This is a genomic window from Streptomyces sp. XY006 (assembly GCF_002237655.1).
Taxonomy (GTDB): Bacteria; Actinomycetota; Actinomycetes; order Streptomycetales; family Streptomycetaceae; genus Streptomyces; species Streptomyces levis.
This window is the reverse complement of the sequence record NZ_NOKT01000026.1, coordinates 58961-73849: the sequence shown is the minus strand read 5'-3', so window position 1 is coordinate 73849 and position 14889 is coordinate 58961. Positions and strand designations below refer to the sequence as shown.

The 14889-nt window shown below is 72.9% G+C and carries 14 protein-coding genes and 1 pseudogene; 8 read left to right on the top strand and 7 right to left on the bottom strand.

Annotation, left to right across the window (positions count from 1 at the left end; genetic code table 11):
• Window positions 1-162 precede the first annotated feature (162 nt).
• Window positions 163-555, bottom strand: coding sequence for an ankyrin repeat domain-containing protein (locus tag CHR28_RS27435; RefSeq protein WP_094056373.1), 393 nt, complete (start codon window positions 553-555; stop codon window positions 163-165).
• Window positions 556-852: 297 nt separating this feature from the next.
• On the opposite strand from CHR28_RS27435, the gene CHR28_RS27430 reads away from it, so the two are divergent.
• Window positions 853-1047: a hypothetical protein gene (locus CHR28_RS27430; RefSeq protein ID WP_030843336.1), complete on the top strand. Its 195-nt coding sequence runs from the start codon at window positions 853-855 to the stop codon at window positions 1045-1047.
• Between the two features lie 37 nt (window positions 1048-1084).
• Window positions 1085-2618, top strand: a pseudogene (locus tag CHR28_RS27425) (hypothetical protein); the annotation flags it as partial.
• Between the two features lie 520 nt (window positions 2619-3138).
• Here the strand turns inward: CHR28_RS27425 and CHR28_RS27420 are convergent.
• On the bottom strand, window positions 3139-4638 hold the full coding sequence (locus tag CHR28_RS27420) for an SCO1417 family MocR-like transcription factor (RefSeq protein ID WP_094056372.1): 1500 nt from the start codon (window positions 4636-4638) through the stop codon (window positions 3139-3141).
• 64 nt (window positions 4639-4702) lie between these two features.
• On the opposite strand from CHR28_RS27420, the gene yczE reads away from it, so the two are divergent.
• The 4 genes from yczE (at window position 4703) to CHR28_RS27400 (ending at window position 8193) form a co-directional block, all read left to right on the top strand.
• Window positions 4703-5392, top strand: a complete 690-nt coding sequence (gene yczE / locus CHR28_RS27415; RefSeq protein WP_179272580.1) for a membrane protein YczE — start codon at window positions 4703-4705, stop codon at window positions 5390-5392.
• Entirely contained in the window at window positions 5389-6156 is a 768-nt protein-coding gene (locus CHR28_RS27410; RefSeq protein ID WP_094056370.1) for a glycerophosphodiester phosphodiesterase, read from the top strand. Before yczE ends, CHR28_RS27410 begins: the two co-directional genes overlap by 4 nt.
• Window positions 6157-6205: 49 nt before the next feature.
• A complete protein-coding gene (locus CHR28_RS27405) occupies window positions 6206-7552 on the top strand; it encodes an MFS transporter (RefSeq protein WP_107473143.1) in 1347 nt (448 codons plus the stop codon).
• 266 nt (window positions 7553-7818) lie between these two features.
• Window positions 7819-8193 carry an RNA polymerase-binding protein RbpA gene (locus CHR28_RS27400; protein ID WP_003977404.1) on the top strand — a complete coding sequence of 125 codons (375 nt, stop codon included), beginning with the start codon at window positions 7819-7821 and terminating at the stop codon, window positions 8191-8193.
• Window positions 8194-8331: 138 nt separating this feature from the next.
• Here the strand turns inward: CHR28_RS27400 and fxsA are convergent, their stop codons facing one another.
• The 4 genes from fxsA to CHR28_RS27380 all read right to left on the bottom strand — a co-directional run bounded on the left by fxsA (window position 8332) and on the right by CHR28_RS27380 (window position 12453).
• Window positions 8332-8910 (bottom strand): FxsA family membrane protein, encoded by a 579-nt coding sequence (fxsA, locus tag CHR28_RS27395; RefSeq protein ID WP_094056369.1) that lies wholly within the window; start codon window positions 8908-8910, stop codon window positions 8332-8334.
• Between the two features lie 81 nt (window positions 8911-8991).
• Window positions 8992-9822 carry a polyprenol monophosphomannose synthase gene (locus tag CHR28_RS27390; RefSeq protein WP_094056368.1) on the bottom strand — a complete coding sequence of 277 codons (831 nt, stop codon included), beginning with the start codon at window positions 9820-9822 and terminating at the stop codon, window positions 8992-8994.
• A 537-nt stretch (window positions 9823-10359) separates the two neighbouring features.
• The gene (locus CHR28_RS27385) at window positions 10360-11961 is read right to left on the bottom strand and encodes an amidohydrolase (RefSeq protein WP_094056414.1); all 1602 of its coding nucleotides are present in this window, start codon (window positions 11959-11961) and stop codon (window positions 10360-10362) included.
• Window positions 11962-12012: 51 nt separating this feature from the next.
• A complete protein-coding gene (locus tag CHR28_RS27380; protein ID WP_006136660.1) occupies window positions 12013-12453 on the bottom strand; it encodes an Lrp/AsnC family transcriptional regulator in 441 nt (146 codons plus the stop codon).
• Between the two features lie 269 nt (window positions 12454-12722).
• Here CHR28_RS27380 and CHR28_RS27375 point away from each other — a divergent pair, with 269 nt between their 5' ends.
• Complete coding sequence (locus CHR28_RS27375; protein WP_094056367.1) at window positions 12723-13157, top strand: hypothetical protein; 435 nt, start codon at window positions 12723-12725, stop codon at window positions 13155-13157.
• A gap of 158 nt (window positions 13158-13315) precedes the next feature.
• Entirely contained in the window at window positions 13316-13564 is a 249-nt protein-coding gene (locus CHR28_RS39025; protein WP_094056366.1) for a hypothetical protein, read from the top strand.
• Here CHR28_RS39025 and CHR28_RS27365 read toward each other — a convergent pair.
• Window positions 13527-14699, bottom strand: a complete 1173-nt coding sequence (locus CHR28_RS27365) for an acyl-CoA dehydrogenase (protein WP_094056365.1) — start codon at window positions 14697-14699, stop codon at window positions 13527-13529. The genes CHR28_RS39025 and CHR28_RS27365 overlap by 38 nt on opposite strands.
• Window positions 14700-14889 lie beyond the last annotated feature (190 nt).

Genomic DNA, 14889 nt, shown 5'->3' with positions numbered 1-14889 from the left:
CCGCGTCACGGCCCGCGCGGTGCGGCAACACCTGCCCAACCATCACGTCCGTGAACCACGTCGTCATGATGACTCGGCACTTCCGTCTGCCGCGACCGAAATTTCGGCGGCCCCGTTCCGCCTCCCCCGTTTCCGTCGTCGTTCCAGGTCGGACCGGTCGGCCTAGTGCTCGCCGAACAGTTCGAGCAGTTCCGTCCGGCCGAACATCCGGGCCGTGTCGACGGCCGAGGGCGTGCCGGCGGACGGGTCGGCGCCGCCCTCCAGAAGGGCCTTGATCACGTCCGTCTCGCCCTTGAAGACGGCCCCGGCGAGCGGGGTCTGGCCCCGGTCGTTCACCCGGTCCGCCTCGGCGCCGCGGGCGAGCAGGGCGCGCACGGCGTCGGAGTGGCCGTGGTAGGCGGCGAGCATCACGAGCGAGTCGCCGCGGTCGTTGGTGAGGTTGGCCGGGACACCCGCGTCGACGTACGCCACGAGCGCCTCGGTCTGTCCCCGCCGGGCCAGATCGAAGATCTTGGTCGCGAGCTCCACGACCTCGGGGTCGGGGACTTCGGTCATCGGCCGGACCGCCTCTCCGCTACACGTCACGCCGGGTGCCTACGACTGCGCCGGGTGCAGCCGTACGAGTGAATCGCCAGGGTACTGGCTCGCGCGGCACATGACCCGATGTGCCCGAGGTAAAGATCACCACAGACGTGGCCGGGCGCAACAGCCGTGCCCGCAGGACCACGGACCACTCCGCCACTCGGGGGAAATCGTCCGAATTTCACCCAGTTGCACCTTTTATCGTATGGATACATCCTGTGAGCCTGGAAGTACTCATGGTGACTGTCCCCGCGAACCAGGAGAACTCAAATGATCCTGTCCATCTCAGGCGTGGTCCTGCTCGGCATCGTCGTCTTCATCTTCTTCCGCAAGGACGGCCTGAAGGCCTCGCACGCGGTGGTGGCGATGCTCTTCGGCTTCTACCTGGCGAGCACGGCCATCGCCCCGAGCATCAAGGCGGGCGGCGAGAGCCTGGCGAGCCTCCTCGGCGGCATCAAGTTCTGACCACCCCACTCCCCGTACGCACCGACTGGAGGCATCAGTGGCCCGGCGCCCCCTCCCCCGCATTCTGAGCAACGGCAGCGCCCAGCTCGCCCGGAGCCGGGAGCTGGCCCGGACGGCCGCCGACAGCGCCACCGACGTCCTCCACCCGCTGATCACGATCACGCGGGGTCTGCGCCGGCTGGCAGCGGCCGGGCGGCGCAGATGGACCGAGACCCCGAAGGAGAAGCGGGGGGCGCTGCTGTTCCTGGTGGCCTCCGTGATCCTCGTGGTGGCCCTGGTGCCGTACGGGCCGCTGCTGGCCGCCATCACCCTGATGGCGGCCGCGGCCTGGCAGGGCCGGGACCGCACACCGGCGGCTCCCGACGGGCCCGACGAGTCGCAGACCGAGCGCCTGAAGTCGCTGTACGAGGCGCTCGTGCCGTACTTCTCCACCGCCGAGGACCCCGAGCCGCTGTACGCGCACGGCGGCGCGTGGGACAAGGCCTTCCCCACCTACGCGTTCGACGGCGGCGGCCGGATCTCCCATCTGGTGGTGCGCTACCCGGCATACTTCACCGACGGCGAGGCCGAGGCCCGCGCGCGGATCGAGCACCTCCTCGCGGCCAAGTCCGGCCGCGGCCGCGAGTACCACTTCACGTGGGACGAGGAGGGCAACCAGTTGACGCTCGGCGTGCTGCTGCCCCTCCCCGTCGACATCACGGCCCAGCGCTTCGTCACCGCCCCCGGCGAGACGGTCCTGGGCTTCACCGACCCGACCCGGGTCCGGCGCACGCTTCCCGTCGGCCAGGGCGAGCAGCGGCGGGACGTGCCCCCGGTCGTGTGGCGCACGGGCCTGCGCTCCACGGAGCCGCACCTGCTCGTCCTGGGCCAGCCCGGCAGCGGCGTCTCGACGCTGCTGCGCTCCATCGCGCTGCAGGCCCTCCGGCACGGCGACGTGGTGATCGTCGACGGCGGCGGCACCGGCGAGTACGCCTGCCTGACCGGCCGGGACGGCGTCCTGGCCGTCGAGTGCGGCCTCAGCGGCGCGACGGCCAGCCTGGAGTGGGCCGCGACCGAGACGGAGCGCCGCCTCATCGCCGCCAACCGCGCCCACCAGGCGGGCCACCCCCCGCCCGACGACACCAAGCGGCCGCTGTGGATCCTGCTGGACCGCCCCACCGCGTTCACCCACCTGGCCGCGGCCGACGACCGCAAGGATCCGCAGTCCCTCCTCCAGGTGCCGCTGCGGCACGGGCGCCCGGCGAACGTGACCGTGGTGGTGGCCGACCAGCTCGACGCCCTGGAGGCCCTCGGCGAGCCGGTGCACCGGCACACCCGGGCGTGCGTGGTCCTCGGCCCGGCCACGGCCGAACAGCTCGAGTCGGTGCTGGGCGCGCCCCCGCACACCACGCCCGTGGACCAGATCCCGCCCGGGCGCGGTTACGCCCGCCTGGGCACGGGGCCGGTCCACCGCCTCCAGGTGCCGGCCACGCCCAATCCCTTCGACGACGCGGCCCCCGAGGCATACCGCGAGGCGGTCCTCGCCCTCCTGCCGCCGCGCACGACACCGGCCGACGGGGAGACGGTCCCCGAGCCGGACGGATCACCCGGCGAGCCGGAGCCGGTACCGACGGAACAGGTGCCGACTGACCAGGTGCCGACAGAGCATGTACCGACAGAGCATGTACCGACGGAGCAGGAACCGGAGCCCGTCCCGGCGGCCGTGACCGCGGAGCCCGCCGCGGCGACGGTGACCACCGAGCCGCCGGAGCCGCAGCCGCAGCCGCAGCCGCAGCCGGAACCCCAGCCGGCCCTCACCGAGGAACCCTCGCCGAGCCCGAGCCCGAGCCCGGTCCCGGTCCTCACGAAGGACCCCGTGCCGACACCGGTCCCGGTCCTCACCAAGGACCCTCTGCCGGATACAGACCCGGCCCTCACCAAGGCCCCCCTGCCGGACCCGGTCCCCGTCCTCACCAAGGACCCCCGGCCGAACACACACCCCGTCCTCACCAGGGACCCCCTTCCGGACCCGGTCCCCGTTCTCACGAAGCCGACGGAGGCACAGCAGGGCTAGCCCTGCCGGGCAGGGCGCAGGGGGCGGGCGTTCGCCCCCTACGCGACGAACGTGCGCGGCGCCTCCGTGCCGGCCACTCCGCCCGACTCCACCAGACCCGCCGCCGCGGCCAGCCGTACCGCCGCCTCCTCGGCCACCGCCCCGCCCACGGTGAACGGCAGCCGCACATACCCCTCGAACGCCCCGTCCACCCCGAACCGCGGCCCGGACGGCACGCGCACGCCCACGCGCTCCCCCGCCTCCGCGAGCCGCGACCCGGACAGCCCCCCGGTCCGCACCCACAGGGTCAGCCCGCCCTGCGGCACCTCGAACTCCCACGAGGGCAGCTCCCGGCGCACGGCCGCCACCAGCTCGTCCCTGTTCGACCGGGCCTGGTCCCGCCGCACCTGCACGGCCTGCTCCCAGCCCCCGGTGCCGAACAGCCAGTTGACGGCCAGCTGCTCCAGCACGGGCGTCCCCAGATCGGCGTAGGCCCGGGCCGCGACCAGGCTGCGGATCACGTCCGGCGCGGCCCGCACCCACCCGATGCGCATGCCGGCCCAGAACGCCTTGCTCGCCGACCCCACGGTGATCACGGTCGACCCGGCGGGATCGAAGGCGCACACCGGCCGCGGCATCTCCACGTCCGGGTCGAGCCACAGCTCGCTCATCGTCTCGTCGGCGATCAGCACCGTCCCCGCGGACCGCGCCGCGTCCACCAGCCGCCGCCGCTGGTCCTCGTCGGCGAGCGCGCCCGTCGGGTTGTGGAAGTCGGCCACGACGTAGGCGATCCGGGGCGCGGCGTCGCGCAGGACCTGCCGCCAGCGGTCCATGTCCCAGCCGGTGAGCCCCTCGGCCATCGCGACGGGCACCAGCCGGGCCCCGGCCTCCCGCATCAGCTGGAGGATGTTGGCGTAGGAGGGCGACTCGACGGCGATGCGCTCGCCCCGCCCGCCGAAGAGATGGCAGATGGCGTCGATCGCCCCCATCGCCCCGGTCGTCACCATGATCTGCTCGGGCATGGTGGGGATGCCGCGCAGCGTGTACCGCTCGGCGATCATCGCCCGCAGCGCGGGAAGCCCGGCGGGATAGTCGCCGTGCGTGTGCGCGTACGGCGGCAGCTCCTCCAGCGCGCCCTGCACGGCCCGGGTGAGCCAGGGCTCGGGGGCGGGCAGCGCGGCGCAGCCGAGGTCGATCATCGAGCCCAGGGCCTCCGGCGGCAGCGGCTCCAGTCCCCGGGCGGGCAGCGGGTTCCCGGCGGGTACGGCGGTCCAGCTGCCCGCTCCCCGCCGCGACTCCAGGAACCCCTCGCTGCGCAGCGCCTCGTAGGCGGCGGCGACCGTCGTACGGCTGACGCTGAGGGAGAGGGCGAGTTCCCGTTCGGCGGGCAGCCGGGCGGCCACCGGGACGCGCCCTTCGAGCACCAGCAGGCGGATGCCGTCGGCGAGCGCGCGATAGGCGGGCGGGCGGCGTGTGCCGGGTCCTGCCGGGCGGTCCTGCTGGGAGTTGAGCAGCCGGGCGAGCTGTGCCGCCCCCACGGCCGAGGTCCACTGCGCCATCGGAATAAGTCCACCTTCCCCGGATTGGCCCTGGATGGCCGCTCCATCCAAGCCACAGGGTGTCATGCATCAGTCCACTACCACCACACGGGGGCACATCATGGCCACGCGGGGGCATCTCACCCGGCGGCTCGTCCAGCTCTACGCCGGTCTCGCGCTGTACGGCGCGAGTTCCGCCCTGCTCGTCCGCTCGGGTCTCGGCCTGGAGCCGTGGAACGTCCTGCACCAGGGCCTCGCCGAGCGGACGGGGCTCTCGATCGGCGTCGTCCTGACGATCGTCGGCGCGGCCGTGCTGCTCGCGTGGATCCCGCTCCGCCAGCGACCGGGCCTGGGCACGATCTCCAACGTGCTGGTGATCGGCATGGCGATGGACGCGACCCTGGCCCTGGTACCCGACGCGCACGGCTGGCCTCTCCGCGTGACCGAGATGACGGCCGGGATCATCCTGAACGGCGCGGCGACCGGTCTGTACATCGCCGCGCGCTTCGGACCGGGCCCGCGCGACGGCCTGATGACCGGGCTGCACCAGCTCACGGGCGTGTCGATCCGTCTGGTCCGTACGGGCATCGAGCTCACCGTCGTGGCGACCGGCTTCGCCCTGGGCGGCACCGTCGGGGTCGGCACCCTGCTGTACGCGCTGTCCATCGGCCCGCTCGCCCAGGTGTTCCTGCGGCTGTTCGCCGTCCCCGCGGCACCCGTCGGCAGCACCGTCGTTGCCACCGGTCAACCCGAAGGGGCGATACTGCGTCCGTGACCCCGCGGATACGCCACCCCTACCTCGACCATCCCGGCCCGATCCCCTTCGCCCACCGGGGCGGGGCCGCGGACGGCCTGGAGAACACGGTGCGGCAGTTCCGCGCCGCCGTCGAGGCCGGCTACCGGTACGTCGAGACCGACGTGCACACCACCCGGGACGGCACCCTCGTCGCCTTCCACGACGCGACGCTGGACCGGGTGACCGACGGCGCGGGACGCATCGCCGACCTGCCGTGGCATGAGGTGCGGCAGGCGCGCGTGGCGGGCCGCGAACCCGTACCGCTCTTCGAGGAACTGCTGGAGACCTTCCCCGACGTGCGCTGGAACGTGGACGTCAAGGCGGAGGCCGCCCTGCTCCCCTTCCTCGACCTGGTCGGCCGGACCGATTCCTGGGACCGGATCTGCCTCGGCTCGTTCTCCGAGGCACGGGTGGTGCGCGCCCAGCGCCTGGCCGGGCCGCGGCTGGCCACGTCGTACGGCACCCGTGGCGTGCTCGGTCTGCGGCTGCGCTCCTGGGGGCTGCCGGCGGCGGTGCGCCGCTCGGCGGTGGCCGCGCAGGTGCCGGAGGTGCAGTCGGGGATCCAGGTCGTCGACCACCGCTTCGTGCGCGCCGCCCACGCGCGCGGGCTCCAGGTGCACGTCTGGACGGTCAACGATCCCGAGAGCATGCACCGGCTCCTCGACCTCGGTGTGGATGGCATCATGACCGATCACATCGACACGTTGCGCAAGGTCATGGAGGACCGCGGCGTCTGGGTCTGAGACCCCGGGCCCGGCGCCTTCGCGCGGACACGGGGAAGCGAGGGCACGGGTGGGCACCGACACCCTGCGGACACCGCCCGCCGACGGGGCGGATCTCAGACGCGAGCAGCGCGGCTGGTACTTCTACGACTGGGCCTGCTCCGTCTACTCGACGAGCGTGCTCACCGTCTTCCTCGGCCCCTATCTGACGTCGGTCGCGGAGTCGGCCGCGGACGGCGACGGATACGTCCACCCGCTCGGCATCCCGGTGCGCGCCGGGTCCTTCTTCGCGTACTCGGTGTCCCTGTCGGTGATCGTGGCCGTGCTGGTCATGCCGCTGGTGGGCGCCGCCGCCGACCGCACCGGCCGCAAGAAGCCCCTCCTCGCGGCCGCCGCGTACACGGGTGCCGGGGCGACGACGGCCATGTTCCTGCTGGACGGCGACCGCTACCTGCTCGGCGGCGCGCTGCTGGTCGTCGCCAACGCCGCGCAGTCCGTGGCGATGATGCTCTACAACGCCTACTTGCCGCAGATCGCCCCGCCCGAACAGCGGGACGCGGTGTCCTCGCGGGGCTGGGCCTTCGGGTACGCGGCCGGCGCGCTGGTCCTCGTCGCCAACCTGGTGCTGTACACCGGCCATGAGGGCTTCGGCGTCTCGGAGGGCACGGCCGTGCGCATCTGCCTGGCGTCGGCCGGTCTGTGGTGGGGCGCCTTCGCGCTGATCCCGCTGACCCGGCTGCGCGACCGGAAGCCGGCCCCGCGGGAGGCGGCGGCCCTGCCCGGCTTCCGGCAGCTCGCCGCGACGGTCCGCGACATGCGCCGCCACCCCCTGACCCTCGCGTTCCTGCTCGCCTACCTGCTCTACAACGACGGCATCCAGACGGTGATCTCCCAGGCCTCGGTCTACGGCTCCAAGGAACTGGGCCTCGGGCAGTCCACCCTGATCGGGGCCGTGCTGCTGGTGCAGGTGCTGGCCGTGGCGGGCGCGCTGGTGATGGGACGGCTGGCCCGGATCCACGGCGCCAAGCGCACGATCCTCGGCTCGCTCGTCGCCTGGACGGTGACGCTGGCGGCCGGGTTCTTCCTGCCGGCCGGCGCACCGGTGTGGTTCTTCGTCCTGGCCGCCGGGATCGGTCTGGTGCTCGGCGGCAGCCAGGCGCTGTCCCGCTCCCTGTTCTCCCACCTCGTCCCGCCGGGCAAGGAGGCCGAATACTTCTCCGCGTACGAGCTGAGCGACCGCGGCATGAGCTGGCTCGGCCCGCTGCTGTTCGGGCTCACCTACCAGCTCACCGGAAGCTACCGCGACGCGATCATCTCGCTGGTGATCTTCTTCGTCCTCGGATTCGCCCTGCTCGCACGGGTGCCGGTACGGCGTGCGATCGAAGAAGCGGGGAATCCGGTTCCTGACAGGATTTAGCACTCGACGCGAAAGGGCTGTAGTGTACGCGTTTGGCCTGCCAGGCGTACCGTTACTGCGCGTCAAAGATGCCGAAACGGTGGGTTACATCTGCTAGCAGATGTGACAAACCGGGCGCTGGTGGGTACAACAAGGGCGGCTACGACGGCGACGCATGACCCGGAACGGGACTCGGAACGGGAATCTTTACCGCCGACCGGACGTTGACCGGATGACGACGACAGCGACACCTGTCCTGTGGGCGACAAGCCCGGGAGGCACGATTCATGAGTGAGCGAGCTCTTCGCGGCACGCGCCTCGTGGTGACCAGCTACGAGACGGACCGCGGCATCGACCTGGCCCCGCGCCAGGCCGTGGAGTACGCATGCGAGAAGGGGCACCGCTTCGAGATGCCCTTCTCGGTCGAGGCGGAGATCCCGCCGGAGTGGGAGTGCAAGGTCTGCGGGGCCCAGGCACTCCTGGTGGACGGCGACGGCCCGGAAGAGAAGAAGGCCAAGCCCGCGCGTACGCATTGGGACATGCTGATGGAGCGGCGTACCCGTGAGGAACTCGAAGAGGTCCTCGAGGAGCGCCTGGCGGTTCTCCGTTCCGGTGCGATGAACATCGCGGTTCATCCCCGGGACAGCCGCAAGTCGGCCTAGGTCCCTGCAAGGCCTGGCGGATTGATCAGCGCACATCGATAACCGCGGGCGCCGTACTCCACGTACGGCGCCCGCGGTTTTCTCATGCGGTCGCTTTCACGGCCGGATCAGGGTCATGCGGGTGTCCTCGCGCCCTGATCAGTGCGTCAGGGGCGGGCGCTGCTGCTCGGTGGCGCCGCCGCCCGGCTCGTCCCGGATGACCTCGCCCTGGACGACCTTGCCGTCGGGGCGGTACATACGCGCTTGCTGGAAGGCGCCGCCCAGGGTGCCCGGGTCGGCCTCGCGGAGCTTGCGCTCGAAGGTGCGCTCGGCGGAGCGGCTCACGGCCTTCTGGACCGGGGGCAGCAGCAGGAGCAGGCCCACGGCGTCCGAGATCAGGCCCGGGATCATCAGGAGCAGACCGCCCAGCATCATCAGGCCGTTGCCCTCGCTGTTGGGCCGGGCCGCCGCGGGCATCACACCGCTCTGCTGCTGTTGCAGCGTCTCGGAGAGCTTGCGGAAGGCACGCCGGCCTGCCCGCTTGATCACCACGGAACCGAGGACGAGGCCCGCCAGCAGGACCAGGAAGACCACCAGGCCGCTCGACGCCCCGGCGACCAGCGTGAGCAGCCAGATCTCCAGCACGAGCCACGCGGCGATCCCCAACGGCAGGAACGTGCGCAGGCGGGAGCGCCGGGGCCGGGCGGGGTGGCTGGGGGTCTGAGCGCCAGTCGTCATGACTCCAGTGTGCCCGGCCCCGGCTCAGCACGGGATAAGGCCCCGATCAGGCGTTCCTGTACGGGGGCGGGCCCGCGGCGGCTACGGCTTCGACGGCTCGCCGCCGCGCCCCGTGACGGGCGGCTTGGCGCCGCGCCCCGTGACCTTGCCGACGCGCTCCCCCACGCCCCAGGCCGTGACCCGCCACAGGGCCTCGACGAGAATGTCGCGGCTCATCTTGGAGTCGCCCAGTTCGCGCTCGACGAAGGTGATGGGCACCTCGACGACCTGGTAGCCGGCCTTCACGGCGCGGCGGGCGAGGTCCACCTGGAAGCAGTAGCCCTGCGAGGCGACCTCGTCGAGGCCGAGGCCCTCCAGGGTCTCGCGGCGGAAGGCGCGGTAGCCGCCGGTGATGTCGCGCAGCGGCAGGTCCAGCGCCAGCCGGGAGTAGAGGCTGCCGCCCCGGGAGATGACCTCGCGGGACTTCGGCCAGTTCACCACCCGGCCGCCGGGCACCCAGCGCGAGCCCAGCACCAGGTCGGCGTTCTTGAGGGCGGTGAGCAGACGGGGCAGCTCCTCGGGCTGGTGGGAGCCGTCGGCGTCCATCTCGACCAGCACGCCGTAGTCGCGCTCCAGGCCCCAGCGGAAGCCCGCGAGGTAGGCCGCGCCGAGGCCCTCCTTGCCCTTGCGGTGCAGCACGTGGACCTGGTCGTCCGAGACCGCCAGCTCGTCGGCGAGCTTGCCGGTGCCGTCCGGGCTGTTGTCGTCGGCCACGAGCACGTGCGCCTCGGGGACGGCCTCGCGCACCCGGCCGACGATGCTCTTGATGTTCTCCGCCTCGTTGTAGGTCGGGATGATCACCAAGGCCGTGCCGAGCGGGCCGAACTTCCTCCCCTGGGCTCCTGCCGCGAGGGTGCCGTCGCCGTCGTTCACTGCTGCCCCTTCATGTCCGTACGCAGGGGTCCACCATAGTGGCCCTCGTCTGCGCTGACGTGACAGGACGTTCGAATGGTGGTGTCGAATCCGCTAGACGCGGGTAGGAATGCGCGCCTTCGCGACGCGCGCGTACGGCGGATGGGGGCCCGGCGCCCTTCGGGCCGACCTGGGATCCGCCGGCTGCGGATCGACCGAAAGCCGTTGTCTACTGAGCGCCCGGGCCCCACCCGGGTCACACCTCCCCGACCGGCCGGAACGCTCCCTCGGCGCTGCGCCGGCCTGAGCCTGGCTCCCAGTGGCGGTGCCCCGGTGCGGCACACCGTCCCTGACCCGGCGGCGCTGCGGCGAGTGTGCGAACGCTCCCCGGTCGGGCGTCCGGTGGTGGACTCGGCCGAACCTACCGGCCCCCTGCGGCTGCCTGTCAACAGCCGTTTGACCTGCGCATTCCGCGGCAAAGTCCAGGTCAGTGCCGTGGATGCGCAGGTCGCGCGCGGGGGGCGCGGCGCACGATCGCGTGCGCGCCACCCCCGTAGATCACTCGCCCGGCCGTACGAAGACCGTGCGTCCGCCCACCACCGTCCGCAGGCAGACGGGCAGGTCGCGGCCGGGGGTGAGGTCGGGCAGCCCCGGGGTGCCGGAGCGGGGGTCGGTCGACCAGCGGGCCACCCGGTCGTCCGGGGCCTGGACGACGAGCTCGCCGGTGCGCCAGACGGCGTAGTCGGCCGGGGCACCCGGGACCAGGACCCCCGCGTCGTCCCGTCCGACGGCCCGCCAGCCGCCGCGCGTGTGCGCCGTGAACGCGGCGCGCACGGAGACGCGGTGCCCGGGCGTGCGGTGGAAGGCGGCGGCCCGGACCGTGCCCCAGGGGTCGAGCGGGGTGACCGGGCTGTCGGAGCCGAAGGCAAGCGGCACACCGGCGCGCAGCAGGGCCGCGAAGGGGTTCAGGGCGCGGGCCCGCTCCGCCCCGAGCCGCTGGGCGTACATGCCGTTCTCGCCGCCCCACAGGGCGTCGAAGGCGGGCTGGACGGAGGCGGTGAGGCCGAGTTCGGCAAAGGCGGCGATCGACTCCGGGGTGAGCATCTCGGCGTGCTCCACGCGGTGCCGGGCGGCCCGGATCCGGGCGAGGCCCAGCTTCTCGGCGGCGGCGCGCACGCCCTCGACCACGGCGTCCACGGCCGCGTCCCCGATGGCGTGGAAGCCGGCCTGGAGTCCTGCCTCGGTGCAGGCGGTGACGTGCGCGGCGATCGCGGTGGCGTCCAGGTAGGCCCGGCCGGTGTGCCCGGCGTCGGCGTACGGCTCGTGCAGGCAGGCCGTGTGCGAGCCGAGGGCGCCGTCGGCGAACAGGTCCCCGGCGGCGCCGACCGCGCCCAGTTCGCGTGCCTTGGCGACGTCCTGCTCGGCCCAGTAGCCGACGACGCGGGGTCCGGGCTCGTCGCCGGCGAGGCGCAGCAGGCCGGTGAAGTCGTCCTCGGAGGAGATCTCCGGGCCGGCGCACTCGTGGACCGTGCCGATGCCGAGCGAGGCGGCGTGCGCGAGGGCGGCGCGCTGTGCCTCGGTGCGCTGGGCGGGCGTCACGGCCGCGAACGCGGCGGCCCGGACGGCGTGGTGGGCGTCGGCGGTGAGCGGCCCGTCCTCGCGGGGTGCGTCCGGGGCGAGGTCGAGCAGGGCGGTCGTGACGACCGCCGAGTGGACGTCGATCCGGCTCAGGTACAGCGGCCGGTGCCCGGTGGCCTCGTCCAGCTCGGTCCGCGTGGGCGGGCGGCCGCCGGGCCAGCGTGCGGCGTCCCAGCCGTGCCCGAGCAGCACGCGGTCCCGCGGGCGGGCGGCGGCGAAGTCCCGGACGAGGGCGAGGGCGGCTTCGAGGGAGGGGGCGTTCGACAGGTCGAGGCCGGTGAGGGCGAGGCCGGTCGCGGTGGTGTGCACATGCGCGTCCGTGAACGCGGGGGTGACCAGCGCTCCGTCCAGGTCGACGACCTCGTCGACCCCGTCAGCGAAGGCGTCGGCGGCACCCTCGGAACCGACCCAGGCGACCTGCCCCCGCTCCACGACCATCGCGGTGGCGAACGGGTCGGCGGGGCTGTGGACCTCTCCGCGGCGGAGCAGGACGGTGCGGGGCGGCGTACGGGACTCACTCATGGAGCACAGTTTCACAGGCCGCGCCTCCCGCCCCGCGAAGGGGTGGGCCGGTCAGATCCTGGGCGGCCGCGCCTCGTACGGCGTGGACAGCACCACCGTGGTACGCGTGGACACGCCCGCCAGCGACCGCACCCGGGCCAGCAACTCCTCCAGCTCGTGCGGCGTCGCCACGCGCACCTTGAGGATGTAGTTCTCGTCGCCGGCCACGCTGTGGCAGGCCTCGATCTCCGGCACCCCGGCCAGCCGGTCGGCGATGTCGTCCGGAGCGCTCGGGTCGAACGGCTTCACGGAGATGAACGCGGTCATGGGCAGTCCCACGGCCTCCGGGTCGACGACCGCCGCGTAGCCGCGGATGACCCCGCGCTGCTCCAGCCGCCGCACCCGCTGGTGCACGGCCGAGGTGGACAACCCCGTGGCCTTGCCCAGGTCGGTGTAGCTCATCCGCCCGTCCTTGACGAGCAGCTGCACGATCTGTCGGTCCAGCTCCTCCATGGCGCAAGAACCTACAGGGCGGTTGATCTCCCGGGATACCCGAGGAGCCCAGGTCATGCCCGGTTCGTGATGTGGCCGGGAGGCGGCGGTCACCCGTCCGGGGGACAAACCCGCCGCAGGGGGCACCTGCGCTCGGCATGTGACGAACGCCACAGGGATCGAACAGTCTCCGTGATGTTCTCGTGATTACCACCCAGGGGGGACGGGAAGTGCTTGCTGTGGTCGAGGCCGCAGTGCCTGATACGGCCCAGCCCGAGGGGGAGAACCCAATGCAGAGTCTTAAGCGCCCTGGTCGCACCGCACCCAAGCGGCCCCAGCTCGTCGTCGAGCCCGAGCCGGAGGGCGTCGAACCCGACGCCTACGACGACGAGTTCGACGCCTACGACACCTTCGAGATGTTCCGGGTGGTCTGCCCGGACTGCGCGCAGCCCATCGCCCTGCTGGCGGACGAGGAGGTGCTCCCGGAGCACGCGCTGTGCGCCTCGCCGTGGAACCCGTTCGGGCTCACGGTCTGTGCCGGAACCGGCCGCAGGGCCGCCGACGCCCGCCCCGCGGACGAGTCCGTGGAGCCGCAGGAGCAGGACACGGCCCTGCTGTTGACGCTCCCTCAGGGGCTCGACTGGCGCACCCAGCCCTTCTCGCACGTCGGCGGCCCGGGCTCGCGCCCGATCAGGGTCCCGGTCATGCGCCGCAACGCGGCCTGAGCGGCGGTTCCGCCCCGCTCCACCCCCGTGACTGCCCCCGCACCGCGGCATGGACCGCCGTGGTGCGGGACCGGTACGTCCGGAGCCGGGCGCACCCTGAACGCACGCCCGATTCCGTCACCCGGTGACCTGTCCGGCCTCTGCCGCGTTGCCCGGGTATGACCCCCATCTCCTCAGCGACCGGGCGTCAGCGCCTCCTGTACGTCCCGCCGCCCGCAGAATCGGTTCGGCCGAGTCCGCCGCGATATCAGGACCCGCCGATCTACCGCGACTTGATGCGCACCTGGGCCGAGGGCGGCCGCACCCTGCCGGGCCGGCACGACCCGGAGTGGATGCGGCTCGCGGCGCCCTGGCGGGGCCTCGACCAGTTCAGCGTTCCTCTGGACCCAGCAGGTGGCGGGCGATGACCATGCGCTGGATCTGATTGGTGCCCTCCACGATCTGCAGCACCTTGGCCTCGCGCATGTAGCGCTCGGCCGGGAAGTCGGCGGTGTAGCCGTAGCCGCCGAGGATCTGCACGGCGTCGGTGGTGACGCGCATCGCCGTGTCCGTGCAGTGCAGCTTGGCCATGGCGGCCTGCCGGGCGAACGGCCGGCCCGCGTCGCGCAGCCGGGCCGCCGCGAGGTAGAGCGCCCGGCCCGCCTCGATCTGCGTGGCCATGTCGGCGAGCATGAAGCGCAGGCCCTGGAAGTCGGCGATCGGCTTGCCGAACTGGCGTCGCTGCGCCGCGTAGGCCAGCGCCTCGTCGAGCGCCGCCTGCGCCAGGCCGATCGCGCACGCCGCGATGCCGAGCCGCCCGGAGTCCAGGGACGACAGGGCGATCGCGAAGCCCAGTCCCTCCTCGCCGATGCGGCGGGCGTCGGGGACCCGGACGCCGTCGAAGTGGACCTGGGCCGTGGGCGAGCCCTTCATGCCCATCTTCTTCTCGGGCGGCGCGGCACTCACCCCCGGCGCGTCGCCGGGCACCAGGAAGGCGGTGATCCCGCGCGGGCCCTCCTCGCCGGTGCGGGCCATGACGGTGTAGAAGTCCGCGACGCCGCCGTGGGTGATCCAGGCCTTGGACCCGGTGATCACCCAGTCGTCGCCGTCCCGGACGGCCCTGGTGCGCAGGGCGGCGGCGTCCGAGCCGGAGTGCGGCTCGGAGAGGCAGTAGGCGCCGAGCAGGCCGCCGCCGAGCATCGCGGGCAGATGCTCGACCTGCTGCTCCTTGGTGCCGTAGGCGGCCAGGGCGTAGGAGGCCAGGGTGTGCACGCTGACCCCCAGGCCGACGGTGAGGCGGGCCGCCGCGAGTTCCTCTAGCACCTGGAGATAGACCTCGTAGGGCTGGTCGCCGCCGCCGTACTCGGAGTCGTAGGGCAGGCCGAGCAGGCCGGAGCGCGAGAGCAGGGTGAAGAGCTCGCGCGGGAAACGGCCGGCGTCCTCCTCCTCGGCCGCGGCCGGGACGATCTCCTGCTGCGCGATGTCGCGCACGAGTGAGATCAGGTCCCGGGCCTCCTCCGTGGGCAGTTGTCGGTCCACCGGCTGCGGGGCGCGGTCGGGCATGGCGACGCTCTCCTCCCTGTCGGGCGCTGGCGGACGGGCCCATGGGTGGGGGCGACGCCGCCGGGTCGTTCTGGTGCCTGGCCGATGCTTGCAGTCCCGGGTCGCGGAAGCTGCTGACCAGCGGCTGTGCGCTGTGAGTATGCCCGATCGGAGGCATCCCGTCACCAGTTAACGACCGCTTACTCCAAGA